Raw genomic sequence first — 25,782 nt, 5'->3', positions numbered from 1 at the left:
ATCACAGCGCTGTTTTCTTTCGGTACATCTTCCCGTTCCAATAGAAGAATCGTGAAGTGAGGCCTCCGTACTTTACAATGCGCCGTGCCATTTTGTGCATATTCTTTTGTGCTGATACTTTTTGATCTGATAAATAAATACCAAGTAACCCTCGGCTTATGAGACGATGAAACTTCGCATGAGGCAAATCACCAATGCTCTTCTCTGCTTCTTCTACAAAGTGTTTCATCCGATCTAATATCGCTTGCTCGTTTTCGTAATAACTACAGAAATTCAAATCTCCGCCTATACGGTCTTCTTCTTGATCAATGAAATAATCAAGCAAAATATGAAGTCCTTGTACGTAAGGGAAGTATCCTTGTCTAATTTTCGCAATATCTTCATCATGTAATTCATCATGAAAGGCATATGCGACAAGACAGAAAATTCCAAGTGTAGAACCGGCACATGCTGAAAATTCAAACCAACTCATCTCTGGTAAGTTTTCTTTATGTGCTTCAAACCAATTTTTCAGTCGCGGCTCTCTTTCTTCTAATTTCACGTGTTTATGAATTTGCAAATCACAATAATAACAAGCAAGTTCATGAAGAACAGGAGCAATTTTGTCATAGTGCTTCGTTTTCTTTAAAACATCTTGGCATGTTTCAACAAGTTCATCTAAATAACCACCATCATCTTGATCATCACGATAACGATAATAATTACCGCCGCCTTCTACTTCAGGTGATAATGCCATTAACATCGATTCATGCAGTGCGGCAAAATCATTTGGATCAAGTGATGTACTGCGATCACATAAATTATCTAAATAGTCGCTGATCGTTTGATACGCTACGATAAAACGAATACATTCTTCTCGGTGTTCATTTGCTAGCAGAGCTAAAATGCCACCGCCCTCGCAATGAAACGTTTTATGCTCAATACTTGCGATTGCCTGACTATGAAGCTCATCATTCGGAATATGGTAGGCACGCTCTTTCCACATCGCTAGCTCATGGTGTACAACCGGAAACACATCACGGTATACTTTCGCCATGAGCGTTATGGGATTACTCGGTACGTTCACTTCTTCCTTCATCTCCTCTATTAAATGTACAAATAATGATTTATTTGTTTGTTTTTACTATATTATTGACATGCATTTCAGTAAATGACTGAATATAACTCAAAATTTCATCACGCTCATACTCATTTAATAGCTCGTGATAACAATTCGGCCATTCTTTAAAAGCCTTATCACTTATTTTAACATTATCAAACCAAGTGCGGACACGTATTTTATCTACAAGTTTATCCTCACAAGCTTGCATTAGCAAGAGCGGCACGTCTGGAAAATCATCTATTTTCTTATGAGCAATTTCGATAGACTTAATCAATTCACTATACCAACGTACTGATACTTTGCGCAAGAACAAAGAATCATTCTCCATTGCATCTCTCACTTCATGGTTACGTGTTGACATTTCCACCGTAAGATTCGTTGCAAATTGCAATTTTGGAGCCACAACATTTAATATTTTTGAAGCAAATTGAAGCGGAGCAGAGGGTCCAGTCACTACCCCTAAACAAGGCGAACTCAAAATAATACCCTCTACATCTTCTCTCTTCGTTTCTTGCATCATACGAATGACAATAAGACCACCCATACTATGACCGAATAGAAAAATAGGTAACCTATACTTTCTTGCTTCTTTCACCCATAATTTAACTTCCTCTATGTATTCATCAAATGAATCAATATGTCCTCTATTTCTTGAAGTCGTTCCATGTGACGGAAGATCCCCCATCACGACGTGGTAGCCGATATGATTCCACATTTCCGCAACGGCTTCGTAACGTCCGTGATATTCCATTGCGCCGTGCACAATAACAATGACAGCCTTTGCTTCCTCCGCTTCATAATTCCACATACGGCTCTCCTCCATTTCACTCTTTCTCATAATTTGATACACTAAAATTAGTCTCTAGGAAAGGAAGACTTTACATGATATATCCTTACAAAGAAAAAAAACCGAAAATTGCGAGTAGTGCTTTTATCGCTGACTATGTTACGATTACAGGCGATGTTTCCGTTGGCGAGGAATCAAGTATTTGGTTTAATACAGTCATCCGTGGTGATGTGTCACCGACAATCATTGGAGACCGAGTAAATGTACAAGACCAATGTACACTTCACCAAAGCCCGCAGTATCCTCTTATTTTAGAAGATGACGTAACAATTGGGCATCAAGTCATTTTACATAGTTGCCATATTAAGAAAGATGCTTTAATTGGAATGGGATCTATTATATTAGATGGTGCTGAAATTGGCGAAGGAGCTTTTATCGGCGCTGGAAGCCTCGTTTCACAAGGAAAGAAAATTCCGCCGAACACGTTAGCTTTCGGTCGTCCCGCGAAAGTCATTCGTGAATTAACAGAAGAAGACCGTAAAGATATGGAGCGTATTCGCACGCAATACGTTGAAAAAGGTCAATATTATAAATCATTACAGAAGTAAATTTCCGCTGCCATAAGATTGGCAGCTTTTTTTATATAAAATCTAACTTTTTCTTTACAAAACATTATTACTCCCTCAACAAAATCTTATTAAAATAAAAGCTAATATCTCCATATATATGTAGATGAGGGAGGAGAATTTTCATGAAGGTCAGTGGATTATATAAAATAGAATGTTACATTTTCAGAGGAATTAATCGCTACTTTGATCAAAAAACATTAAATATCTTTTTCAGCAATATTACTCATATCGGTGGCGCGAATTTCTCCATCGGACTCACACTTTTCTTTTTAATTTTCGCAAAGGGAACTTTGCATCAAGCTGCAATTGCAACTGCTATTTCGTTAGCAATTAGCCATATTCCTGTGCAAATATTAAAAAGGTGGTATCCGCGAAAACGTCCTTATTTAACAATTCAGGATGCAAAATATCCAGTCCATCCATTAAAAGACCACTCTTTCCCGTCTGGTCATACAACAGCCGTTTTCTCTGTCTTCATTCCATTTATTTGCTATAATCCAAGCTTACTTGCTTTCCTATTACCGTTAGCATTATGCGTCGGTATTTCACGTATTTATTTAGGACTTCACTATCCGTCAGATGTATTCGTCGGTATGTGCCTTGGCACTTGCTCTGGCATCATCTCTTTTTATCAATTCATCCCACTTTTCACATAAAGGAAGTGATATGATGAGAGTCGCCATTTTTACCGATACTTTTACGCCACAAGTTAACGGGGTTGCGAAAACGTTAGAGCGATTAACACAATATTTTCAGAAAAAACAGATCGCCTATTCTGTTTTCGCTCCTCAGCATACAGCTGAAGATAATTTTGTAGCGAATGTGAATAAGATGAGAAGTATCCCGTTAACAATATTATATCCAGAATGTCGTTTTTCTTTTCCTACTCCGCGCATTAAACGAGAACTACTTTCCTTTAAACCTGACATTATTCACATTGCCACACCTTTCAACATGGGACTTTGTGGATTGTATTATGCAAAAAAGTTAAACATCCCAGTTGTCGGTTCTTATCATACTGATTTCGATGCCTATTTACGTTATTACAAAATCGAATTCCTCTCCAATATGCTGTGGAACTATTTAAAATGGTTTCATAGTCATATGCAAAAAAATTTTGTACCTTCCTTTGAAACATTACATCAATTAAAAAACAAAGGCTTTCAGACCCTCTCTATATGGGGACGTGGTGTAGATTGCACACTCTTTCATCCTGCTTACAATACAGACCTATTCCGAAAAAAATATAATATTACAGCGAAGTATGTCCTTTCCTATGTTGGGCGAATTGCTCCTGAAAAAGATATTGATACACTGCAACACCTTATCGTTAAAACAGCACATACTCGAAACGATATTCATTGGCTCATCGCAGGAGACGGTCCTCTAGCAACAAGTTTACGTGAAGCTGTTCCGAAAACAAATATCACTTTTACTGGCTATTTACAAAGTGCAGATTTAGCTGAAGCATATGCTTGTTCTAACATAATGGTGTTTCCATCAGCTACTGAAACATTCGGAAATGTCGTACTTGAATCACTCGCATGCGGTACACCTGTCATTGGTGCAAATAGTGGCGGGGTTAAAAATATTATTACAGATGGAAAAACGGGAGTTCTTTGTCCGCCTAAAAATGAAGATGCATTTCTATCATCCATTTATTTTTTATTACAAAATGAAGAAAAACTTGAGCAGATGGGAATAGCAGCTTCATCTTTTGCGAAATCAAAGAGCTGGGATGAGATCTTTCGCGGTTTGCTTAACCATTATGAAGAAGTCCTGCAGCATAACGCATCAGAGTTGCTTGCTTAAATAGAAAAACTCCCTTCAAAAAAACGAAGGGAGTTTATTACATGGTCATAAATTTTAGTTTAATAAATGATACATAAGGTTAAACATTGTTTTATTGCTATATTAATTATATCAAAAATAAACATAACTAAACAGACTTGTAATAAAAACCCATAAAAATTAATATATGGTTATACAGTATTTTAAACTGTATAATGATTTTAAGAATTCCCCTTAAAATCAACTTACTCACATACCTTTATACAGTAATTGTTCCCCAATTCTGTATATCAAAAAACCTTTCATTCATTTGAAAGGTCTTTTTGAGCCTGCACATATTCTTCTTTCGTATTTACATTTATAAACCAATCCGCATTCGCTTGTACATCTTCTCCAGAAACATACTTCACATTACATTGTGATAAAAGCTGGCCCATACTTCTTTTTTCTTCCTGAAGTAAAGCATAAATCTTTTCTTTCACGCGGTTATGATACGCCGCAAGTAGCGGTTGTTTTCTTCCATTAATAATAGGTACAACCGCATCATATTCATTGCTCGTTTGCTCTAGTAAAATGGCAAACCATTGATGCGAAACGTTTGGTGCATCGCAAGGCATAATAGCGTACCAATCTGCTTCTATGTATTCCATACCTGATACAATGCCCGCAAGCGGTCCATTTCCTTTATAGTGCGGAATGTCTTCTATAACAGGAACTTGTACGAATTGCTCTACTCGCTCTTTTATATCAGTATGGCTAATTACTACAATGTCTTGCAAAGTAGTTCCCATCACTTTCACAATATGCTCAACAAAAGTAGTTCCCTTCCAAATTGCTAACGCCTTCGGCTCACCAAATCTACTCGACATACCGCCCGCTAATACAATTCCAGCATACTTACTCATTGGCGATGCAGCTCAAATGTAATATGGCCTAATTCCGGTAAAATTAATTTATTCATCGCAAGTCGAACCGCTCCGCTAGACCCTGGCATCGAGAAGACTACTTTGCGCCCAATTGTACCACCAATCGCTCTACTTAACATTGCGCTGCTTCCGATATCTTCTAAATAACTAATCATACGGAACAGCTCACCAAATCCAACAATTTCTTTATCTAATAACGCTGATACTGCTTCAATTGTGACATCGCGTTTCGTAATACCAGTACCGCCATTTGTTAATACAACATCTACATCTTCCTTATGATAACCAGCTAACACCGCTTGCTGAATACTTTCTTTATCATCTTTTACAATTTCATAAGAAGTTACTTTATGTCCCGCTTCTTTTAACAATTCATGTAATAGTTGTCCGCTCTTATCTGTTTCTTCCGTACGTGTATCGGAAATTGTAACAATCTTGCAACGCACTTCTTTTGGAGCTTGTTTTTTATGTTCAGTTACACTCATTTTTTATCTTTCCTTTCTTAAAGACTTTTCTTCATTTTATCATACATACCTTTACACAATTATGTATGAAGCCAATCATGCGCCATGATACAATATAAGTATACTAACCCACAAAAAGGAAAGTGTACTTTCTTATACTCCTAGACTACACATCTTTAGCTACTCTTTATATTTTCTACATAATAGATTCAATTTTAAAACTTGTACTAAAAAATAAATTGGAGGTCTACATTGTATGGAACTTTATAAAAAATTAACAACAACATTTATCCTCTTATTCATCGCTTCAATCACTGTCGGCTTTTCCTTAAAAGGCGCAATTCCATACGCTACATTAGTAAGCATTATATTCGCGACACTATTTTTACTAAGTAGTGCCTTTTGCGCAAGTAAAGCACGTCAAATGAAAGGTTGATTACATATGTTCAAAAAGAAATCAATCTTTTGTAAATCATGTAAAACAGAAATACAAACGTATGAAAAAGCGTGGATTCATATGCCATTTCCGGCGAATGGCATGACAAATATGAAAAAGTATATTGAATTAGAAGGACAAATTTATTGTAGTTCGTGTGTTGAGATAATGAACAAAAACCAGTAAATACAAAAGGGGTGTTTACATTGTTTGAATCCAACCGTATCCAGTTACGAAAGTTTTCCGAAGATGATATTCTAACATATTATAAATGGCATAATGATATAGACGTTATGAGTTCAACTACACTCACTCTTGATAAATATTCCTTTCAAGACACAGAAAAACTTTGCCGGCAATTTATTCATTCTTCGAACTCTAAGAGCTATATCATTGAAGAAAAAGCTACGCATCTTCCAATTGGTATTACTTCTTTAATTCATATTGATTCGTATAATCGAAACGCTGAATGCATTATTGATATTGGTAAAAAGGATTACTGGGGGCAAGGTTATGGGCAGGAAGCTTTAACCCTATTATTGGATTATGCATTTTTAGAATTAAATTTACATCGCCTTTCTTTACGAGTATTTTCTTTTAACGATAGAGCAGTTAAATTATATAAATCACTTGGTTTTCAACATGAAGGAACTTGTAAAGAAGCTATATTCCGCAACGGCACTTGGCATGACATTGAACTCTTCGCTTTATTCCAACGTAATTATAAATAAAAAAAGCTTTGCGCTCACCGCGCAAAGCTTTTTTTCATATATTATAGACCAGCTTGCTCTTTTAAAGCTGCAGCTTTGTCTGTACGTTCCCATGATAGATCTACATCAGTACGTCCGAAGTGGCCGTAAGCTGCTGTTTGTTTGTAAATTGGGCGACGTAAGTCTAACATTTTAATAATACCAGCCGGGCGAAGATCGAAGTTGTTACGAACTAGTTCTACTAGTACGTCTTCAGATACTTTACCAGTGCCGAATGTATCAACTGAAATTGATACTGGTTGTGCTACACCGATTGCGTATGCAAGTTGTACTTCTGCTTTTTCAGCAAGACCAGCTGCTACGATGTTTTTCGCAACATAACGAGCTGCATATGCTGCAGAACGGTCAACTTTCGTTGCATCTTTACCAGAGAATGCACCGCCACCGTGGCGAGCGTATCCACCGTAAGTATCAACGATGATTTTACGTCCTGTTAAACCAGCATCACCTTGTGGTCCACCAATTACGAAGCGGCCAGTTGGATTAATGAAGAATTTCGTTTCTCCATCCATTAATTCTGCTGGTACTACAGCTTTAATTACGTGCTCTTTTAAGTCGCGATCGATTTCTTCCCATGTAACATCTGGGTGATGTTGTGTAGAAATTACGATAGTATCAACACGTACTGGTTTACCATTTTCATCATACTCAACTGTAACTTGCGTTTTTCCATCTGGACGTAAGTATGATAATGTATCATCTTTACGTACTTCAGTTAAACGGCGAGCTAATTTGTGAGCAAGCGAGATTGGAAGTGGCATTAATTCTTGTGTTTCATTACATGCAAAACCAAACATTAAACCTTGGTCTCCTGCACCAATTGCCTCAATCTCAGCGTCAGTCATTTGACCTTCGCGTGCTTCTAGCGCTTGGTCAACACCCATAGCGATGTCAGCAGACTGCTCATCGATAGATGTTAAAACAGCACAAGTTTCTGCATCGAATCCGTATTTTGCGCGTGTGTAACCAATGCCTTGAATTGTTTCACGAACGATTTTCGGAATATCTACGTAAGTAGAAGTCGTAATTTCCCCCGCTACCAATACTAAACCAGTTGTTACAGTTGTTTCACAAGCTACACGTGCATTTGCGTCTTTTGATAAGATCGCATCTAAAATTGAATCAGAAATTTGGTCACAAATTTTATCTGGATGTCCTTCAGTTACAGACTCAGATGTGAACAGATGACGTTTTTTTGTCATGTGGTAAACCTCCCTACAGTAATTGTATATATTGTACGGAACTCATCCTTAATTTGCCACAAACTGCGACATACATTTATTCTCCCACACAAGCATACAGAAAAACCTTTCCTACTTTACATAGAGGAAAGGTTTAATTTGCTACTTGCATACTGCTTTTTGCCCTTCGCTCTTATCGTTCGAGACCTGTAGCCTCGCACAGGTTTTAGCACCTATTCACCTGCATTTATCAATACAAGTGAGGTTGCTGGGCTTCATCGGGCCTGTCCCTCCGCCAGCTCGGGATAAGAGAGTATCCGTCCCAACCTATACTAAAGAAATGATATTCATTTGTCAATTAATATTCACATTTTCCTGAAAGTTTTTCTCAATACGCCTGAAATGAAATATTAATAAGGAAATAATGCATTCACACAAACAAAAAGAAATAAATAGTATACATTATTTATATAATTGTGTTATACTCTTGTTGGGGATTACGAGAAATATTTCATTAAATGAAAAGGATGGTATATAAATATGAGTACTGTGAATGTCCAAATTGGTTTACACGAATTATTGAACGGAAGCAATGCACAGATTCAACTAAGTGTTCCGCAATTAGTGGAAAAAGTATTAATGCGAAATGAAGGGAAATTAACTTCTACTGGTGCCGTTTCTGCTTCAACAGGAAAATATACAGGACGTTCTCCTAAAGATAAATTTATTGTGAAAGAAGCATCGGTTGCTGACAAAATTGCTTGGGGAGCTGTGAACCAACCGATTTCTGAAGAACATTTTAATAAATTATATACTAAAGTTTTAGAATACTTAAAAGAAAAAGAAGAGTTATTCGTCTTCAAAGGATTTGCAGGCGCTGACCGCAATTACCGCCTACCAATTCAAGTTATTAACGAATATGCATGGCACAATTTATTTGTACATCAATTATTCATTCGTCCAACTGAAGAAGAATTAACGACTCATGAATCAGAGTTCACAATTGTTTCTGCACCGAATTTCAAAGCTGATCCAGCTGTTGACGGTACAAACTCTGAAGCATTCATTATGGTTTCATTCGAAAAACGCATCGTATTAATTGGTGGTACAGAATACGCTGGAGAAATGAAAAAATCAATCTTCTCTATTATGAACTTCTTATTACCTGAACAAGATATTCTTTCTATGCACTGTTCTGCAAACGTAGGTGAAGAAGGCGATGTAGCATTATTCTTCGGTTTATCTGGAACAGGTAAAACAACATTATCTGCTGATCCAAACCGTAAATTAATTGGTGATGATGAGCACGGTTGGTCTGATAACGGTGTATTCAATATTGAAGGCGGTTGCTACGCGAAATGTGTAAACCTTTCTCACGAGAAAGAACCACAAATTTTCGATGCAATCACATTTGGATCTGTTTTAGAAAACGTTATCATTAATGACCAAACGCGTATCGCAGACTATAACGATACTACTTTAACAGAAAATACTCGTGCTGCATACCCTATGCATGCGATCGACAATATCGTACTGCCAAGTGTTGCTGGACACCCAAATACAATCATTTTCTTAACTGCTGATGCATCTGGCGTATTGCCTCCAATCAGTAAGTTATCAAAAGAACAAGCTATGTATCATTTCTTAAGTGGTTACACTAGTAAACTAGCAGGAACAGAGCGCGGTGTTACATCTCCGCAAGCAACATTCTCAACTTGCTTCGGTTCACCATTCTTACCACTTGATGCATCTCGCTATGCTGAAATGCTTGGTGAAAAAATTGAGAAACACGATGCGAAAGTATTCTTAGTAAACACTGGCTGGACTGGTGGCGAATACGGCGTTGGTAAACGTATGAACTTAGGTTACACTCGTGCAATGATTCAAGCTGCATTAAACGGTGAACTTGCGAAAACTGAAACAGCTAAACATGACATCTTCGGTCTTGAAGTTCCACTTCACGTACCAGGTGTACCTGACGAAGTGTTAATGCCTGAACAAACTTGGGCTGATAAAGCTGCTTACAAAGCAAAAGCAATCGAACTTGCAAATGAATTCAAAGCTAACTTCAAAAAGTTCGACAGCGTATCTGAAGACATTATTAACTTAGGCGGTCCAATCGCTTAAATTAAAACTTTCTGTTGGAATAACCCTTTACTCATATGAATAAGTGTCGTGTAACCGTAAAGTTTCGCGTACTCACCGACAAAACCCAATGCGGCTTAACGGTTACACACACTTACATAAAAAAGAAGCTTACGTGAAAACGTAAGCTTCTTTCTATATCTTATATAAAGTGAAACGCTAATCTCTTCATCTGTGACCTAGATTATAAAATTACAGCTTCGAATATATACATTATATCCCTACTGGGTTTCACATCGTATGGGGCTAAAAAAGGCCCTGACCGCTTCTATCCGTGGCTGGATCATCTATTCCATCTAAAAAGAAGTCTTTTACCTTTTTTAGCTCTTTGTTAGTTCTTTCTCATCTTTCATGCTATAGTATCCTAAATTAACAACAATTAAGAAATACCCACCCAAAATCCCTACTGCAAATGCCCACATAACCATGTGGTGCTCAATTTCGTACATAATAATAGCACCCAAAATTGCAGCTGCAAAACGGTTAAACATACCGAGTGTCGGTGCTTTCGTCTTCTTTACAATACTATCTCCAAGCTTCTCAATTCGTCTCCCTAAAAGCCAAACGCAATACATACTTACAATAAGCCCAATTCCAGCACCTAGAAAATGAGCTGAAAACGGCGTTAACATCCAGCCTAGTAACAAAATACCTAGTATATAATACGATTGGATTTTAAATGATCTTAGTGACATACTAATCATGCTGTACCTCTCTTCATTCGTTCTTATCTATCCAACAAAAAATTTCTTTCAAATTCATATTCCTTACATCCATTTCACTCAAATTAAAAACAACATAAACAGTATGTTTATGTTGTTTAAATATTTTTAGGAAATAATATTATACAAGATTTCAAACATCATATTCTCATATTTTGTGACGGTTTTTCAAACTTTTTTCGTCCATTTATGAAAAAAATGATATCAATCTATGAACATACGGATATGATGTAATAAGCACACAAATAAAGGGGGCGTCTAATGATTTATTTTTTAATGGCTCTCATTCACCTCATTATCCCTGCACTTATTGGACTTTCATTGTATTGGTACACGAAAAACCATAGCATTTTTTACGCTGTCCTCGGTGTTCTTCTTCCAGGTATTATTCTTATTACACTCTTCCGTATTCCATTTTTAAACTTAATTCCACTTATTACTGCTATCTTATTTCTCATCTTCTTACCAAAAATAAAAAAATAGGAAAGCAGATCATAGGTGATCTGTTTTCCTATTTTGATATAGGTTCCCCTGCAATAGAATGAACTTTTACTTTCTCCGATTTCACAAACCATAGACCGACAAAAATGATAATTCCACCGATGATTTGTTGAAACGATACATATTCATTTGCCCAGACAGCTGCAAATAAAACAGCTACAAGCGGCGTTATATACATATATACCATCGTATGTGACGCCCCAATTTTTTGAACACCAACATACCACATTACTAGACCAAATACTGTTACAAAGAAAATAGAATATAGTAAAGCAAATAGTGTCATTCCGTGAGTAATGTGAAATGGCATGACAAACACATGTGGACCACTTAACAATAATAGCGGAATCGCACCCACTAATGCAGACCATGCTGTAACACGTAATGCTGAATATTTTTTAATTAATGGTCCTGCTAAAACAGGATAAAGCCCCCAGCATATTGATGTAATAAGTCCAATTCCATTGCCATAAAAAGAACTAGTAAGCGAATGTCCTGCTACTAAAACTAATGCTGCACCAACAAAGGCAGTCATAGAACCGATTAACTTTCGAGAAGAAAACTTTTCTTGTTTCAAGAAAATCGCAAATGCAGTTGTAAAAATAGGTGAAATAGAAATGAGTAAAGAGGCATTTGTAGCAGATGTATATTTGACAGTTTCCATAAATAACGTTTGATACAGTACAATACCTACAATGCTAACGATAATTAATCTAGGTATATCCTTTCGCTCCATATAAACCGACTTTTCAATAAAAAAGGTAAGGAGTAACAGAAGCGGTGCCGCCGCCATCATGCGAAGTGCAGTAAACTCAATTGCTGTAAATTCTAAAAGTCCATACTTCGCAATTGTATAGTTAATCCCCCAAATAATAACAACACTTAAAATTAACAACTCAATTCCCCATCTTCTCATGCGTATCCCCTCCGCAAAGAAGATTATACAGAAAATTCAATCACATGTACATTTCATTATGTGAAAAAATCTTTTTACTTTTGAAACGTTTTGGTAAATGAAATTATATCGGCGCAACTCCATTTATATCAGCGATTTTTTCAATATATCGACTTATCAACAAAAATCGACAATAATAGCGACTTATAAAATAAAAAAGGTGATTCCAAAATACATTTTGGAATCACCTTTCCTTTACTATATTCGAACGTGTAACTTCATATTTGGATTATAAAACTGGCTTGGGCTCTTCAACTGAAAAGTTCCTCCACCTTCATGCCAATCAACCGTTAACTTATCGTCCATAAATACAAGCTTTGTACGATCAGCGATAAAGTTCATTGTGCTTGATTCAATATCCACATCGCGCTCATCTTTCTCTGCTACAGCTACTAAATCGATGATTCCGCTCATGACACAACCGCAACCCTCATTATCGTAAAATAACTTTATATATTTCGCTTCACTTGGAATCGTATCTATAATCTTTTTATATGCTGCTTCTGTTACAGTAACGTACATATGTTAATCTTCATCCTCTCTTCTCTTATCATTCATATATTGTATCACCATTTTTCTTAAAAGTTATATACAGAAAATTAAGACTAATATACAATGTATGTGATAAAGTTTCAGCAATCGAGCTTTTATGAGTAGTTCATGCAGGAGAAAGGATGTTTACTATCCGTGTTCAAACTACAACGATATCCCATGTTATTAGGTCTATTTAGTAGTTTCTTCATTTCTAGCGGAATGCTATTACAGCATGTACTTCCCTATTCTCCTTCTATTAGCTGGATCCTAGGTTTTATTTGTTTCCTATCCGCTTCTTATTTTGCTACGAAGAATACAAACAACTCATAAAGCAAGAATCATCTTAAGGAGGATTATCAAACATGCCAGCCTTAAAAAAAATAGAGCAATCACTCGATCACTTATTCCAAATTGAAAAATACGGAAAAGATAGTGCCTTTAGTCGATTTATCCCAGCCGTATATGATCCTATCAAATTTCCTTGGCAACAATTTTTCGAAGCAAATTTTGTAGATTTATTTAACGGCCTTATGATGCACGGATCTGAAAATGTAAACAAAGTATTTTTAGCTGTATTCCCTACAGATGACGTTCTTGAAACATTCATTTCACAATCCACACCTGGTGATTTACTCTTTATGCACCATCCCCTTGTAATGGAGTGTGGTGATCCGCTTGGAAGATCAGGTCGCGGTTTCATACCAATTCCTGAAAAATATTTGCAAGGAATAAAAGAAAAACAACTTTCTATATATACATGTCACGTACCAATGGATTTTCATCAAACGCATGGAACGAGTATTTCAATTGCAAAAGCATTAAATGCTACTGTAGTGGACGACTTTGCATATGGAGGTCCAGAACAAGAACCAGTTGGCCTTATTTGTGAAATAGATGAAACATCAACAGAAGCACTCCAAAAACATCTAAAACAACTCTTCCAGATTCCTTACACAGACTTCGAAGGTAAACGACATGATTCCATCAAAAAAATCGCAATTATCGCTGGATGTGGCGATGTTGTATCTTTAATGAAGGAAGCAGAAGAAAAAGGTGCTGAAGCATATATTACAGGAGAAATCCATTGCCATATCGACAATGATTACGGCCGACATAAATACTCGCTCATTATGGATTATGTAAAAGAAACGAATATGTCTCTAATTGGTGTGTCACACTCTGCCTCTGAATATTTAGTGAAAGAGACATTGATGTATGATTGGTTTAAAGAAAATTTTGATGTGGATGTTATTTTGCTTCCGCAGGAGAAATGGTGGCTCTAACGCTATCATTTTTTAAATTTATATACACAATACAATCGACCACAGAAAAATAGATAAAGTGAAACCTTAATCAGTCCTCACCAATCGGGCTGCCCGGCAAATAGCTGGATAAATGAGAAAGCACCTGTACCAACGTAAATGCTTTCGTTGTGCCAGAAAACGAACCTACTGGTAGCACCGAGTTTACTGGCGCTACCAGTATTACAGCATGAATATATATTCTATTTTTCTAATCACTGACATATAGCAATTCATTTCATAAAAAAAAGACCCGAGATTCGGGTCAACAAATAGAAATATAAATGAACTACAACAAATAACAGACAAAGCCATTATATATTTTTCATAGTAAAACATCCATTATTTTCTTTTTACACTATCAATATATTATTTTTCGTTATCGTCCTCTTTTTTAGAACGTCTACCTAAGAAGAACACAAAAGCATTACTTCCAAATAAGTGATGTTTTTTCTATTTAATGCAGTGGTAACATAACCTCAACCGTTGTTCCAACCCCAACTTCACTTTCAAAACTCATTTTACCATTGTGGTCTTTAATAATTTTTTCTGTAACTACTAAACCTAGACCAGTTCCTGTTTCTTTCGTTGTATAAAAGGCTTCATTTAACTTTGGAATTTTATCTTTTGGAATACCACATCCCTCATCTTTCACTTGAACGATGATTCCATCTTTTACAGTAACTTTAATCGTAATTGTTCCCCCAACTGACATTGCTTCAATTGCATTTTTGATTAAATTAAAAAAGACCTGTTTTAATCGTTTTTCATCACATGTAATGGACGGTAAGTCTTTACTGTAAATACCTTGTATGTGGACTCCTTGTTTTAAAGCAGGCTTTTCCATAACTCGAATAACATAAGAGATAATTTCTTGTATGTTATGAGTTTCTGATTCTAGTGATTTAGATTTCTCAAATCCACTAAGTTCTGTAGCAATTATATGAATCCGATCTACTTCTTGTTTCATAATATCACTATAAATTTTATCCTCTGGATGCTTGTCGGCTTGTTTATTCACAAGTTTTTTTAAGTTTGCTAAAGGTCTTCTAATCTTATAACCAATAACCGTTGCCATTTTTCCAACAGCTGCTAGTTTTTCTGTCTGTTTTATTTCTTTGTCCATCATCTCAAGCGTACGAACGTAAGACTGAACCCTCAAAAATATAATCCAACATATAATAGTAAATACACTATATAATGCCATTGGGATTAAAACGAGAGAAGATTGAATAATGATTCCTGTAAGAGCGTACTTCCCGACAAGTATCGCTGGAACTAACCAGAAATATCTTTTGTTCACAAAGATTGGTGCGAACAAAATAAAAAATACTTCTACTATATTTCCACCGTCAAATTCCGCATCGCTACCATAATAAATCATAATGTTATGGATACAATCTAATACATTATAGCCAATTAGAATAATATACTTTACCACAAAAACATTCTTCCATTTCATAAAGTATATTCCACTGCAAAACAATACTACCGTCAAAAAGTAAAGCCATAAACCTAAACCATCTTCAAACTTTCCTACGCCTTCTTGCTCTCCCGCGATTAAAGGTACGATAAATTCATAGGCAAGATCATACACAAAAAATATAATAAAAAATAAACTTAAAAATACTTTCAATGCCTTTATTTCTTCATTTTTAAATATATAGCCTTTATTCATATGGTAACTCCTAGCTTTTCTTCCACTTGGATTTCAGTATTTCCACACTTCCTTGGGAGAATGATGTCTATTCTCGTTCCAGTATCTCTTTCACTTGAAATATGCAGCTCACCAAGGTGCTCGGCGACAATTCGATTCGCTACCGTAAGTCCCAGACCAATTTTATCTTGTTTCGTTGTATAAAAGGCTTCTGTAACACGGGTTAAGTTTTCTTGCTTAATACCATGACCATTATCGATTACGCTGATTATTACATATTCTTTCCCTTTATTCTCTAATTGCAAATGTAATATGCCACCTTGTTCCATTGCCTCTAAAGCATTTTTTATCGTATATAAAAAGACTCCTCTTATTTTTCGTTCATCACATTCAACTTCTATTGTTTTTTCTTCCACATTAGAAATAAACTGCACGTTTAATTCATTCATTTTTCCGCGAAGACTTGTTATTACTTGTAATACAATTTTTCCTACATCATGTTTCTTATAAATAGAAGGTTTGCATGTAGCAACTTCCATCAACTCACTTATCATATTATTCATATTTTCTATTTCAAAAATCATACGTTTATAAATAGGATCCTCTTCATGCTTCTCTCGTTGTAATTGCGTAAATCCTTTTAATGAAGCCAGTGGATTTTTAATTTCATGTCCAACAGTCGCTGCCATTTTTCCGATTACTGCTAATTTTTGTGATTCACTAGCAATCGCAATACTTTCCTTTACGGCTGAAAGATATTGTAAAAATCGATTTAAAATGATATATACAACTATTAACATAAGTGTACACATAATAAGGAACATAAATGCTTTTATTTCCTCTAATACAAATAAATAAATTAAATATTTTCCTACAATAGAGGAAAGCAAAAACACATAAAATTTTTTATTTAAAAATATGGGTACAAAGAAAATGAGAATAATTTCTATTATATTTGTCGCATCAAACGCCGCCTTATTATAAAAAATATACGAAACTATATTAGCGATTTCTATCCCTATGTATGCAAATATCCATGCATATTTAACAAGGTTTGCCTTCTCTTTTTTCAGTAAATATATATTCACGCATAGTATTGCTACTCCGCAAATAACTTGCCATATTATGTTGTATCCCTTATCCATTATTGATTTATCTTCTAATACGATTGCATAGAAAATTTGATATACAATAACAATGACATATAACACCCATAAAAGGAGTTTTGCATTCCTTTCTTCTTCTTTATATGATAGAAAACTTTCTTTCACTTCAACACCCCTTCAAAATAACATCTCAAAGAATACCATTTATTATAATAAATGATTTTCATAGACAAACAAAGATAAATCGAACATTTGAGGAAAATCGTACCAAAAACGCAATATATTTAGACTATATACAGAGCATAAAATCTATGATCATTAATACGTATATTATGGAGGATGTTTTATATAGACGGCCTAAAAAGTAAAACAAAGCTTTTAGAGTGGAGCCTATTGATAGAACAGGGGGAGTTTTATGTTTGTTACTGTCGAGAAAGATGTGCATATTTTTGTGCAAGACGTTAATCCTGGTCCAGGTAGTAAGACTGTTTTCTTCGTTCACGGATGGCCTTTAAATCATCAAATGTATCAATATCAACTCAATGTTTTACCAGAGCATGGCTTTCGTTGTATCGCCATGGATATACGAGGGAATGGGCAATCTGATAAGCCATGGACTGGTTACACGTATGATCGATTAGCCGATGATATCGCAATTGTTCTAGAAGCACTCCAAGTAGAGAACGCTACATTAGTCGGTTTCTCAGTTGGTGGTGCTCTTTCTATTCGCTATATGTCTCGCTATCATGGGCGCCGCATTTCTAAGCTCGCATTAATTGACGCTGTCTCCCCCTCTTTCGTTAAAAATCAAGAGTCCCCTTACGGTGTACCGAAAGAACAAGCAGATGCTCTCATTAATCAAATGTATGCTAATTTACCAAAATTTTTAAATGACGTATCTTTATCCTTTTTCAATAGAAACTTAGGGGCTGCAACCCTTGAATGGTTTTCTTATCTCGGTATGCAGTCCGCTTCTTATGCCCTTATCAAAATTTTACAAGCAGCTGCAAATGAAGATGTAACGAAAGATTTAAATAAAATTAACGTCCCAACAAAAATCTTCCACGGCGTTCACGACCAACTAATTCCTTACAAAAGTGCTGAGCTTACGCAACAACGAATTAAAAATTCTCAGTTACATGCTCTTACAAATAGTGGTCATGGTTCACCAATCGATCAAGCGGATGAATTAAATAAAGAACTGATAAAATTTTTACATGCATAACAACTGCAATACAAGAACGAAAGTTAATATAATAGATTTTTTCACAAAACATAAAATTCACATATTTCTCACAAATACACAAATAAAACGATTACATTTTCATATATACTAAATGTACAGGTAATACTCCCTAAACCCAGCTTGTCTGGTTACCCCGTTAAATACTATGAAAAAAGAACTTGTATCGTTATACAAGTTCTTTTTGTTTCTTTTATTTAAAGAGGATATCTGTACTATATTGATTTCCAACGAGTAAATCATATTGGAGCATTTTATATTGCTCTAACATTTCTTTTTGTTTCTTTGTTAAATCATTGATTACTTCTCCATTTTTATCAACTTTTAATTCATCTCTAAGCACTGGTATTTCCTTGTAAAGTTCCGATAAAAATTGATAAAATAAGGATTTATTTAATCCTGCATAATCAAAAATAAGATTAGAAAAATGAATTGGGCTTACTAAACCTAAATTATCATTTGGCATATCAAAGTTTGCATACATTAATAGCGGCGTTTGCGCCATCGCTAAACGTTCACTCGGTGTTTTTTCATTCGTTATATACCCGTTTTCTTTATAAAAAGATTTATTTGTTCCTAGTGATGGAAGATGATCTCCAAAGAATACTAATAATGTAGGTCTATCTAAATTATCTAGTTGCTCTATTAAATATTGAAGTGCCTCATCTGAACGTCTTAATCCTTCTGTATACGTCTCTAATTCTCCTTTTGATTCTTCATTTTCTAGCCCGCTAATTTCTATTAGGTTTTCACCAAATCGGCCCTCTGTAAATGGAAAATGATTTTGCATCGTAACTGCATGAATAAATGTAGGCTGTTTTTGTTCCTCTAACTCAGCAATTATCTCTTTACTCATCGCTAAATCACTAATATAATCTCCATCAATATCCACATTTTTCATCGTGTCCTCTGCATTAAACTTATCAAATCCTAACACCTTATATACATCATCACGTTTAAAGAATGTGCGACCAAATGAATGAATTGCACTTGTGTAATACCCTTCTTTTTTCAACGCCGTAGGGATTGATGGAATTTCTTTCTTATTTGTAATAACCTGCTGATATGGTATAGAACCTGGCTTTAACAAACTCATTGAATAACTTGTTAATGCCTCAAATTCAACGTTCGCCGTATTTCCCCCAAATGTAGGAGAAATAGTTTGTCCCCCAGGAAAGTTTTCTATATAATGATGTAAATTTGGTACAGGATCTTCACTAAAAGAAAGGTTGGTTACTTTCGTCGGATCCCAAAACGATTCACTCATTACAAAAATAATATTCGGTTTCTCTTTTTTCTTTTGACTCCCTATATTTCCACTATATTGTTTTTTTATATCGTTTGCTATTTGAAGCATATTTTCTTTAGAATAATTTTTTGGTTTTTCCATAACTGTTGTATCTAAATTGCTAATAAACCCAAGTATAAAACCATTTGAAGCGTAGTTCTCATTTTGATTCCACAAAACAAAATCTACACCTGATTTTTGAAATACTTTATTCATAAATGTATTCGCAAAATTGCCATACGCATATAGAACAAAAATAGATCCTACTACTAATAAGGCTCTTATTCCTAGATGAATCTTTACATTTTGAATATACCTTCTCATATATATCCCTGCTACAATACAAGCTACGATACTTAAGATAATGACAAAAATATAACTCCAACTAAAATAGTCCATCACCATCGGTATAACAGATTGCATATGAGTAATTTGTGTGAAATCAGAAGGATATAACGGATCACCTCTAAAAATAAGCTTCAAATAATTCACAATACATAAAATGACTAACGTACAGCTCGTTAAAACCATACTTAGAAAAACCTTACCTATTAAATTATATACAAGAATATATATCGCATAAATTACTACAAAACTTAATATAAACTGCATATTATAAAAGTAAATCCAATTCATTGCCTCTATGAAACTCATATTAACTTGCATGACAATATAAAATAACGCTACTGTATGAGCTAATAAAAGTAATATAAAATGCACTCGCAGGGATGCTCTAAGTATAGACATCTCTTTTTTAATGAAATGCGTAATATAAAACGTTATGCCCCATATGAACATCATCATAACACTTAAAACAAGCTTTTGATTTAAATGATCTTTCATCATGTCTAAATTAAAAACCTTTAAAATCATAAACAGCATAGTTATTACTAATAAAGTCACCATACTACTTATAATGCTAGAAATTAATATATTTCTTTTTGGAAGATGAAAAAGTGTAGAACCATACTTCAATTCATTCCCTCGTTTCTATGTCTTAATTTCCCCGCATCGAAAGAACTATTTCTATTAAAATAACATATATTACATATTTCGTCAGCATACTTGCTTCTACCATAAATGTATTGTCTTAATATTCCCTTAATCAACAGTTAAATTGTGGTATACAAATTACTCATTCTTGAAAAACTTAATTTCAGCATTCCACTTTATGATATAATAACTATGTTTTGGAAATCCTTAATACTATTAAAGATTTCACATAAAATTACGAAAGAATTAATAAAAAAGGAGTTGCTCATTTTTGCTTACTAAGTTTAAGAGTTTGCCTAAAGCGGTATATGCAATTTTGGCGCTTTCTTTCCTGTTGCACGTTTTTTGTTTAGTAAAACAGCCAGGATTAGATGGAGAGTTAGTCAAAGTAACATATGGTGCAAATGATGCCTTTAACTATTCGTTAACAGCTGAACAACTATTAAAACATGGTGTATTTGGTTATGTGTATTTAGAACCTAGTGAAGTTCCAGGGAAAAATGCATATATTACACCAGGTCAGCCATTACTATTAGCTGGCGCTATGATTATTTCTGATATTACATCAATTCCTTACTATTACGTAGCAACTGTTATTAACATGATCATGAACCTTTGCACAGTGCTATTAGTATTCTTAATAGGAAAAGAATTGTTCGAAAAAAACATTTATGGAATTGTTGCAAGTATTTTATATGCTATTTATCCAAGTAACTATACATACTTCCGTACATTGCTAACAGAAGTTCCATCCATATTCTTATTGGCGTTATGTGTATATGTATTTGTTCTCGCATGGAAATACAATAAAGTGAAATTCCATATATGGTTTGGAATTGTCGTTTCAATTTTACTTATGTTCCGTCCAAATCCAGCTCCAATGATGCTCATTCCTGTTCTTGTTGTGTTATTTACATATGGATTTAAAGAATCCATTCGAATCGGATTGTTATGGTTTATCGGACCTTTCTTTATTATTGGCGCATGGGTTGTTCGTAACTACTTAGCACTCAACCAATTTATTTTATTCTCAACCCAAGGTGCAGATCCACTAATTGCCGGTGCAGATCCATTTAATAAAATTGGATATGAAAATATAGTAAATGAAATGAGAGCTAAAGGCTTAGATGACAAAGGTGCATACGCAAAAGAATTAATTAAGAACGGATTTAAGACGGACTTCACTTATTGGTTCTCTTGGTTCACTGTCGGTAAAACAATTGAATTATTCAAAACAGCTCCTGCTGTAGACCAATATCGTATTCACAACTTTATGCAACTATGTCATAGAGTGTTTATCATCGGTACATTCTTGAGCAGCTTCTGCTTCATGCTAAATTCATTTAAACATAAACGCGTTATGATGCTAGTAGCAAGTTCAATTATTTACATTATCTTCTCAAACTTATTCTTAGCAATTAATCGCTATGGATTTTTCATTAATCCTCTTATGTGCTTAATTCTTGCATACGGATTAATTCACATTGTGCAGAAGCTTCCATTCTTCCGCACTAATCAAGCATAATAAGAAAGAGGTCGTCCACCGTTGGACGACCTCTTTCTTATTCCCCCACACTTTACACACGGCCAATTTGTCCATTCTGTAATCACACTTTAATTCCGTATGTATGTGTGTCTGTATTTGTCAAAATATCTTTCACAACACCACTCACTGTTTTACGTATAAATGCAAGTTTTTTACAACTATTACTATAACGAAAAGAGAAAATGATTAGTATGTGTATTATATAAAAGGAAGCAGCCATATTTTCCATACGATACATACGAGCACTATAACTACAAAATCAAAAAAATCTAATCTCGGTCCTTTTTTCATATTCATATGTAGCCACATATGAAACCATTTTATTTTTGTATATTTATGGATGTTTTTCTTTGCAAATCGGTAAATAAGCATTTGCATAATAAAAAATCCGGCCACAAAAATAAATAATAAGATGAGAAATCCAATCACAAAATTCCTCCTATTTTTGTAGCGTTTTTTCTACTATCCGATTTTTCAAAACCCACTCTTCAAACTGGGCACTTCCAAATTCCCAACTAAGATCGCGAGCATGTACAGAAAAAACGTAATAACCGGCATATTCGTCCATAAACCTACCTAACTCTACATCGTCTTTCTGAATACCGTATACTCCAAAATTAAAATACACATCCCATACGTCTTCATTCTTCCTCTTATAAGCGATCGATTCCATATCACATTCTGTCCCGAAATAATCAAGATGTAAATGTACGCTATCATCGTATTCGTACTCCATTTTATCACCCCTTATATTTGTACTTCTTTACCACCCAAAAAATTCCTGCTATCTACACTCACATATGGGCACTTACCTACATATCATGCTTGTAGAGTGACTTCTAGGAGGTGTTATATAGTGAAAAAATTAATCGCGATTTTTTGCATCATGTTACTAGCTGTTTTTACTTTTGCTGCTTGTAGTAGTAAAAAAGAAAGTACGAAAGAACAAACTCAAAACATTCGCGTTGGCGAAGTTACCCATTCTCTCTTCTATGCCCCATTATATGTCGGGATTGAAAAAGGATTTTTTAAAGATGAAGGACTAAATATTGACCTACAAACAACAGCTGGTGGCGATAAAACGATGACCGCCCTATTATCTGGCGGAATTGATATTGCTCTCGTCGGTTCTGAAACGTCTATTTACGTTCATCAACAAGGAGCGAAAGACCCTGTCATTAACTTTGCACAGCTTACACAAACAGATGGGACATTTTTAGTTTCACGTAAAAAACTAGACTCTTTTAATTGGAATGACGTAAAAGGTGTTACATTTTTAGGACAGCGTAAAGGCGGCATGCCGCAAATGGTTGGGGAATACGTTTTAAAGAAAAATGGCATTGATCCTCGGAAAGATACGAACTTAATTCAAAATATCGAATTTGCTAATATTGCAAATGCCTTTGCATCTGGTATAGGAGAGTTTGTGCAGCTCTTTGAACCGACTGCAAGCATATTCGAAAAAGAAGGTAAAGGTTATATCGTCGCTTCATTCGGAAATGAATCTGGTACTGTTCCTTATACAACGTTCATGGCAAAAGAAAGTTTCTTAAAGAAAGATAAAGCTGCTGCTGAAAAGTTCACACGTGCGCTCTATAAAGCACAGCAATGGGTTGATACACATAGTCCAGAAGAGATTGCTGATGCTGTTTCTCCGCTATTTAAAGACACTTCGAAAGACATTACAGTAAAAGTAATTGAACGGTATAAAAAACAACATTCTTATGCGACAAATCCACTACTAGATGCGGAAGAATGGAAACAGCTCCAAACGATTATGAAAGATGCTGGTGAATTACAAAAAGAAGTCCCACATGAAGCGCTCGTCAATACAAAAATTGCCGAAAGCGTTATTAAGAAATAGAGGCGAAGTGTATGAGTTTTTTACAAATACGTAACGTTTCTCACTGTTTTTTCGCAAAAGAGAATGCCAAACTTATTCTCGAAGATATGAGCTTACAAGTGGAAGAAGGCGAATTTATTTCTATACTCGGCCCAAGTGGTTGCGGTAAAACAACGCTCCTCTCAATCATTGCTGGACTACTTGATCCAATTGATGGTATCGTCTTTTTAGATGGTGAACCAATTACAACGAAAACTTCATCTATGGGATATATGTTGCAGCAAGATTACTTATTCCCGTGGAAAACAATTGAAGAAAATATTATGCTTGGACTTCATATTCGAAAGATTTATGATGAACAGATGAAAGAACATACTTTAAATCTTTTAAAACAAGTCGGTCTACATGGGGTAGAAGGACAATATCCTCGTGAACTATCCGGCGGTATGCGTCAACGTGCTGCTCTCGTTCGAACGTTAGCAACTGATCCGAAAATTTTATTACTAGATGAACCATTCTCCGCACTCGATTATCAAACGAAATTAAAACTAGAAGAACTCGTTTTCAACTTACTAAATAAATATAAGAAAACATCACTACTTGTTACTCACGATATTGAAGAGGCGATTGCGATGAGTGATCGTATTTATTTACTGCAAGCGAATCCTGGAAAAATCGCAAAAACCTTTATCGTCCCGGAAAGTATCCGTTCTTTATCACCGTTAGAAGCACGCCATCACTACGATTTCCCAGCCCTCTTTCAAGATATATGGAAGGAGCTGGAACGACTTGGATAATATAAAACAACTACATGAACAATTTCGAAAGAAAGAACGCAGGCGTGCTTGGATTGCTCGCTCATTACAGCTTTTACTACTTATTCTTTTCTTTGCACTATGGGAAATAGCTAGCAAAAAGAATGGATCGATCCTTTACTCTTTAGTTCTCCTTCGAGTATTTGGGATCTCTTCTTAACGAAATGGATCGACGGTTCACTTTGGGTCCACATATGGACGACATTGCTGGAAACAGGAGTAGGCTTCATTCTCGGAACGGTACTCGGTGCTATTATTGCCACATTTCTTTGGTGGATGCCACTTCTAGCCCGCGTACTTGATCCTTACCTCGTCGTCCTAAATGCAATGCCAAAAGTTGCACTCGGTCCAATCATCATCGTTATTTTCGGTCCAAACATTTCATCTTCTATCGCAATGGGAGTAATCATTTCCATCATCATTACCATTCTCGTTATTTACAGTGCATTTCAAGAAGTCGATTCTAACTATATAAAAGTGATGGACACATTTGGCGCAAATAAATGGCAATGTTATAAGCAAGTCGTTCTCCCTGCATCCTTTCCAGCAATTATCTCAACGTTAAAAGTAAATGTTGGTTTATCCTGGGTCGGTGTTATTTTCGGAGAACTTCTCGTTTCCAAACAAGGACTTGGCTACTTAATTAGCTACGGATTCCAAGTCTTTAACTTCACACTCGTCTTACTTAGCGTACTACTCACATGTGTTCTTGCAACTCTTATGTATGTATTTGTTGAGGCATTTGAAAAAATTCTAATTGGAAAAAGAAAAAGAAGCTGACTCAAAACAGTGCGCTATAGTCAGCTTCTTTCTTTTACCTTTTATCACACATTTTCGTTTCATTTGTAATGTTTCCATCCGCAACCGTAACTGTATGGAAACAGTCTTTCACACGTACTGTAACGACATTATCTTTTCGATCTATCACATGATAATCATTAAACTTTTCATTCAAAGCACTACGAATTTGCTCCCCTTCAAAAATCGGAAAACCGTGAGACATTACCCAAATGAGACCAGCAACAGCAAGAATCGTTTTCATACGTT

27 protein-coding genes, 2 pseudogenes and 1 riboswitch are annotated in these 25,782 nt (G+C 35.3%); of the genes and pseudogenes, 14 read left to right on the top strand and 15 right to left on the bottom strand.

Going from position 1 to position 25,782, the window contains the following annotated elements; genetic code table 11:
* Position 1: 1 nt before the first annotated feature.
* Positions 2–1,066, bottom strand: coding sequence for a tetraprenyl-beta-curcumene synthase family protein (locus B9A45_RS05475; RefSeq protein WP_016110826.1), 1,065 nt, complete (start codon positions 1,064–1,066; stop codon positions 2–4).
* Between the two features lie 40 nt (positions 1,067–1,106).
* Positions 1,107–1,910: an alpha/beta hydrolase gene (locus B9A45_RS05470; RefSeq protein ID WP_065485432.1), complete on the bottom strand. Its 804-nt coding sequence runs from the start codon at positions 1,908–1,910 to the stop codon at positions 1,107–1,109.
* Between the two features lie 74 nt (positions 1,911–1,984).
* Between B9A45_RS05470 and B9A45_RS05465 the strand changes: the two genes are divergently transcribed.
* The 3 genes from B9A45_RS05465 to B9A45_RS05455 all read left to right on the top strand — a co-directional run bounded on the left by B9A45_RS05465 (position 1,985) and on the right by B9A45_RS05455 (position 4,330).
* A complete protein-coding gene (locus B9A45_RS05465; protein WP_084063914.1) occupies positions 1,985–2,497 on the top strand; it encodes a gamma carbonic anhydrase in 513 nt (170 codons plus the stop codon).
* 143 nt (positions 2,498–2,640) lie between these two features.
* Positions 2,641–3,174 carry a phosphatase PAP2 family protein gene (locus B9A45_RS05460; protein ID WP_084063913.1) on the top strand — a complete coding sequence of 178 codons (534 nt, stop codon included), beginning with the start codon at positions 2,641–2,643 and terminating at the stop codon, positions 3,172–3,174.
* Positions 3,175–3,187: 13 nt separating this feature from the next.
* Entirely contained in the window at positions 3,188–4,330 is a 1,143-nt protein-coding gene (locus B9A45_RS05455) for a glycosyltransferase family 4 protein (RefSeq protein ID WP_084063912.1), read from the top strand.
* Between the two features lie 281 nt (positions 4,331–4,611).
* Here the strand turns inward: B9A45_RS05455 and B9A45_RS05450 are convergent, their stop codons facing one another.
* Entirely contained in the window at positions 4,612–5,214 is a 603-nt protein-coding gene (locus tag B9A45_RS05450; RefSeq protein ID WP_000049598.1) for a molybdenum cofactor guanylyltransferase, read from the bottom strand.
* A complete protein-coding gene (locus B9A45_RS05445; protein WP_000117124.1) occupies positions 5,211–5,720 on the bottom strand; it encodes a MogA/MoaB family molybdenum cofactor biosynthesis protein in 510 nt (169 codons plus the stop codon). The genes B9A45_RS05450 and B9A45_RS05445 overlap by 4 nt, the downstream gene beginning before the upstream one ends.
* A 235-nt stretch (positions 5,721–5,955) precedes the next feature.
* On the opposite strand from B9A45_RS05445, the gene B9A45_RS05440 reads away from it, so the two are divergent.
* The 3 genes from B9A45_RS05440 to B9A45_RS05430 are packed head-to-tail and all read left to right on the top strand — an operon-like array spanning position 5,956 to position 6,866.
* Positions 5,956–6,135, top strand: coding sequence for a hypothetical protein (locus B9A45_RS05440; protein WP_000424800.1), 180 nt, complete (start codon positions 5,956–5,958; stop codon positions 6,133–6,135).
* Positions 6,136–6,141: 6 nt separating this feature from the next.
* Positions 6,142–6,321 carry a hypothetical protein gene (locus tag B9A45_RS05435; protein WP_000473617.1) on the top strand — a complete coding sequence of 60 codons (180 nt, stop codon included), beginning with the start codon at positions 6,142–6,144 and terminating at the stop codon, positions 6,319–6,321.
* Positions 6,322–6,341: 20 nt separating this feature from the next.
* On the top strand, positions 6,342–6,866 hold the full coding sequence (locus B9A45_RS05430) for a GNAT family N-acetyltransferase (protein WP_000464120.1): 525 nt from the start codon (positions 6,342–6,344) through the stop codon (positions 6,864–6,866).
* Between the two features lie 41 nt (positions 6,867–6,907).
* Here B9A45_RS05430 and metK read toward each other — a convergent pair whose 3' ends face one another.
* Positions 6,908–8,107 carry a methionine adenosyltransferase gene (metK, locus tag B9A45_RS05425; protein WP_000163123.1) on the bottom strand — a complete coding sequence of 400 codons (1,200 nt, stop codon included), beginning with the start codon at positions 8,105–8,107 and terminating at the stop codon, positions 6,908–6,910.
* A 169-nt stretch (positions 8,108–8,276) separates the two neighbouring features.
* Positions 8,277–8,398: riboswitch (SAM riboswitch) on the bottom strand.
* Between the two features lie 228 nt (positions 8,399–8,626).
* Between metK and pckA the strand changes: the two genes are divergently transcribed.
* Positions 8,627–10,213, top strand: a complete 1,587-nt coding sequence (gene pckA / locus B9A45_RS05415; RefSeq protein ID WP_000108802.1) for a phosphoenolpyruvate carboxykinase (ATP) — start codon at positions 8,627–8,629, stop codon at positions 10,211–10,213.
* Between the two features lie 338 nt (positions 10,214–10,551).
* Here pckA and B9A45_RS05410 read toward each other — a convergent pair whose 3' ends face one another.
* On the bottom strand, positions 10,552–10,935 hold the full coding sequence (locus B9A45_RS05410) for an ATP synthase subunit I (RefSeq protein WP_000624924.1): 384 nt from the start codon (positions 10,933–10,935) through the stop codon (positions 10,552–10,554).
* A gap of 279 nt (positions 10,936–11,214) precedes the next feature.
* On the opposite strand from B9A45_RS05410, the gene B9A45_RS05405 reads away from it, so the two are divergent.
* On the top strand, positions 11,215–11,436 hold the full coding sequence (locus B9A45_RS05405) for a hypothetical protein (protein WP_000639042.1): 222 nt from the start codon (positions 11,215–11,217) through the stop codon (positions 11,434–11,436).
* A gap of 28 nt (positions 11,437–11,464) precedes the next feature.
* Here the strand turns inward: B9A45_RS05405 and B9A45_RS05400 are convergent, their stop codons facing one another.
* Both B9A45_RS05400 and B9A45_RS05395 read right to left on the bottom strand, forming a co-directional pair.
* Positions 11,465–12,370 carry a DMT family transporter gene (locus B9A45_RS05400; RefSeq protein ID WP_001255414.1) on the bottom strand — a complete coding sequence of 302 codons (906 nt, stop codon included), beginning with the start codon at positions 12,368–12,370 and terminating at the stop codon, positions 11,465–11,467.
* 237 nt (positions 12,371–12,607) lie between these two features.
* Positions 12,608–12,931: an iron-sulfur cluster biosynthesis family protein gene (locus B9A45_RS05395; protein ID WP_084063911.1), complete on the bottom strand. Its 324-nt coding sequence runs from the start codon at positions 12,929–12,931 to the stop codon at positions 12,608–12,610.
* 374 nt (positions 12,932–13,305) lie between these two features.
* Here B9A45_RS05395 and B9A45_RS05385 point away from each other — a divergent pair, with 374 nt between their 5' ends.
* On the top strand, positions 13,306–14,226 hold the full coding sequence (locus B9A45_RS05385; RefSeq protein WP_001111122.1) for a Nif3-like dinuclear metal center hexameric protein: 921 nt from the start codon (positions 13,306–13,308) through the stop codon (positions 14,224–14,226).
* A 475-nt stretch (positions 14,227–14,701) separates the two neighbouring features.
* Here the strand turns inward: B9A45_RS05385 and B9A45_RS05380 are convergent, their stop codons facing one another.
* Entirely contained in the window at positions 14,702–15,922 is a 1,221-nt protein-coding gene (locus tag B9A45_RS05380; protein ID WP_001032637.1) for an ATP-binding protein, read from the bottom strand.
* On the bottom strand, positions 15,919–17,172 hold the full coding sequence (locus B9A45_RS05375) for an ATP-binding protein (protein WP_058839677.1): 1,254 nt from the start codon (positions 17,170–17,172) through the stop codon (positions 15,919–15,921). The genes B9A45_RS05380 and B9A45_RS05375 overlap by 4 nt, the downstream gene beginning before the upstream one ends.
* Positions 17,173–17,422: 250 nt before the next feature.
* Between B9A45_RS05375 and B9A45_RS05365 the strand changes: the two genes are divergently transcribed.
* Positions 17,423–18,232 (top strand): alpha/beta fold hydrolase, encoded by an 810-nt coding sequence (locus B9A45_RS05365; RefSeq protein ID WP_000498275.1) that lies wholly within the window; start codon positions 17,423–17,425, stop codon positions 18,230–18,232.
* 211 nt (positions 18,233–18,443) lie between these two features.
* Here B9A45_RS05365 and B9A45_RS05360 read toward each other — a convergent pair whose 3' ends face one another.
* On the bottom strand, positions 18,444–20,513 hold the full coding sequence (locus tag B9A45_RS05360; protein WP_000873637.1) for an LTA synthase family protein: 2,070 nt from the start codon (positions 20,511–20,513) through the stop codon (positions 18,444–18,446).
* Between the two features lie 289 nt (positions 20,514–20,802).
* On the opposite strand from B9A45_RS05360, the gene B9A45_RS05355 reads away from it, so the two are divergent.
* Positions 20,803–22,056, top strand: a complete 1,254-nt coding sequence (locus tag B9A45_RS05355; RefSeq protein ID WP_000956220.1) for a glycosyltransferase family 39 protein — start codon at positions 20,803–20,805, stop codon at positions 22,054–22,056.
* Positions 22,057–22,138: 82 nt separating this feature from the next.
* Here B9A45_RS05355 and B9A45_RS32570 read toward each other — a convergent pair.
* The 3 genes and pseudogenes from B9A45_RS32570 to B9A45_RS05345 form a co-directional block, all read right to left on the bottom strand.
* Positions 22,139–22,210: pseudogene (locus B9A45_RS32570) on the bottom strand (DUF2196 domain-containing protein); the annotation flags it as partial.
* Positions 22,211–22,275: 65 nt separating this feature from the next.
* Positions 22,276–22,506, bottom strand: coding sequence for a hypothetical protein (locus B9A45_RS05350; RefSeq protein WP_000578981.1), 231 nt, complete (start codon positions 22,504–22,506; stop codon positions 22,276–22,278).
* Between the two features lie 10 nt (positions 22,507–22,516).
* A complete protein-coding gene (locus B9A45_RS05345; RefSeq protein ID WP_000455580.1) occupies positions 22,517–22,813 on the bottom strand; it encodes a DUF3986 family protein in 297 nt (98 codons plus the stop codon).
* Between the two features lie 120 nt (positions 22,814–22,933).
* On the opposite strand from B9A45_RS05345, the gene B9A45_RS05340 reads away from it, so the two are divergent.
* From B9A45_RS05340 to B9A45_RS05325, 3 genes and pseudogenes are all read left to right on the top strand, one after another.
* Complete coding sequence (locus B9A45_RS05340) at positions 22,934–23,941, top strand: ABC transporter substrate-binding protein (protein ID WP_142263043.1); 1,008 nt, start codon at positions 22,934–22,936, stop codon at positions 23,939–23,941.
* Positions 23,942–23,952: 11 nt separating this feature from the next.
* Positions 23,953–24,717, top strand: coding sequence for an ABC transporter ATP-binding protein (locus B9A45_RS05335; RefSeq protein WP_000009025.1), 765 nt, complete (start codon positions 23,953–23,955; stop codon positions 24,715–24,717).
* Positions 24,710–25,515, top strand: a pseudogene (locus B9A45_RS05325) (ABC transporter permease). The gene B9A45_RS05335 and the pseudogene B9A45_RS05325 overlap by 8 nt, the downstream one beginning before the upstream one ends.
* A 34-nt stretch (positions 25,516–25,549) precedes the next feature.
* Here the strand turns inward: B9A45_RS05325 and B9A45_RS05320 are convergent.
* Positions 25,550–25,777, bottom strand: coding sequence for a hypothetical protein (locus B9A45_RS05320; protein WP_000849112.1), 228 nt, complete (start codon positions 25,775–25,777; stop codon positions 25,550–25,552).
* Between the last annotated feature and the right edge of the window lie 5 nt (positions 25,778–25,782).

Source organism: Bacillus sp. JKS001846, from assembly GCF_900176455.1.
Classification (GTDB): domain Bacteria; phylum Bacillota; class Bacilli; order Bacillales; family Bacillaceae_G; genus Bacillus_A; species Bacillus_A cereus.
The sequence above is the reverse complement of the archived record's forward strand: the minus strand, read 5'-3'. Positions and strand labels throughout refer to the sequence as shown.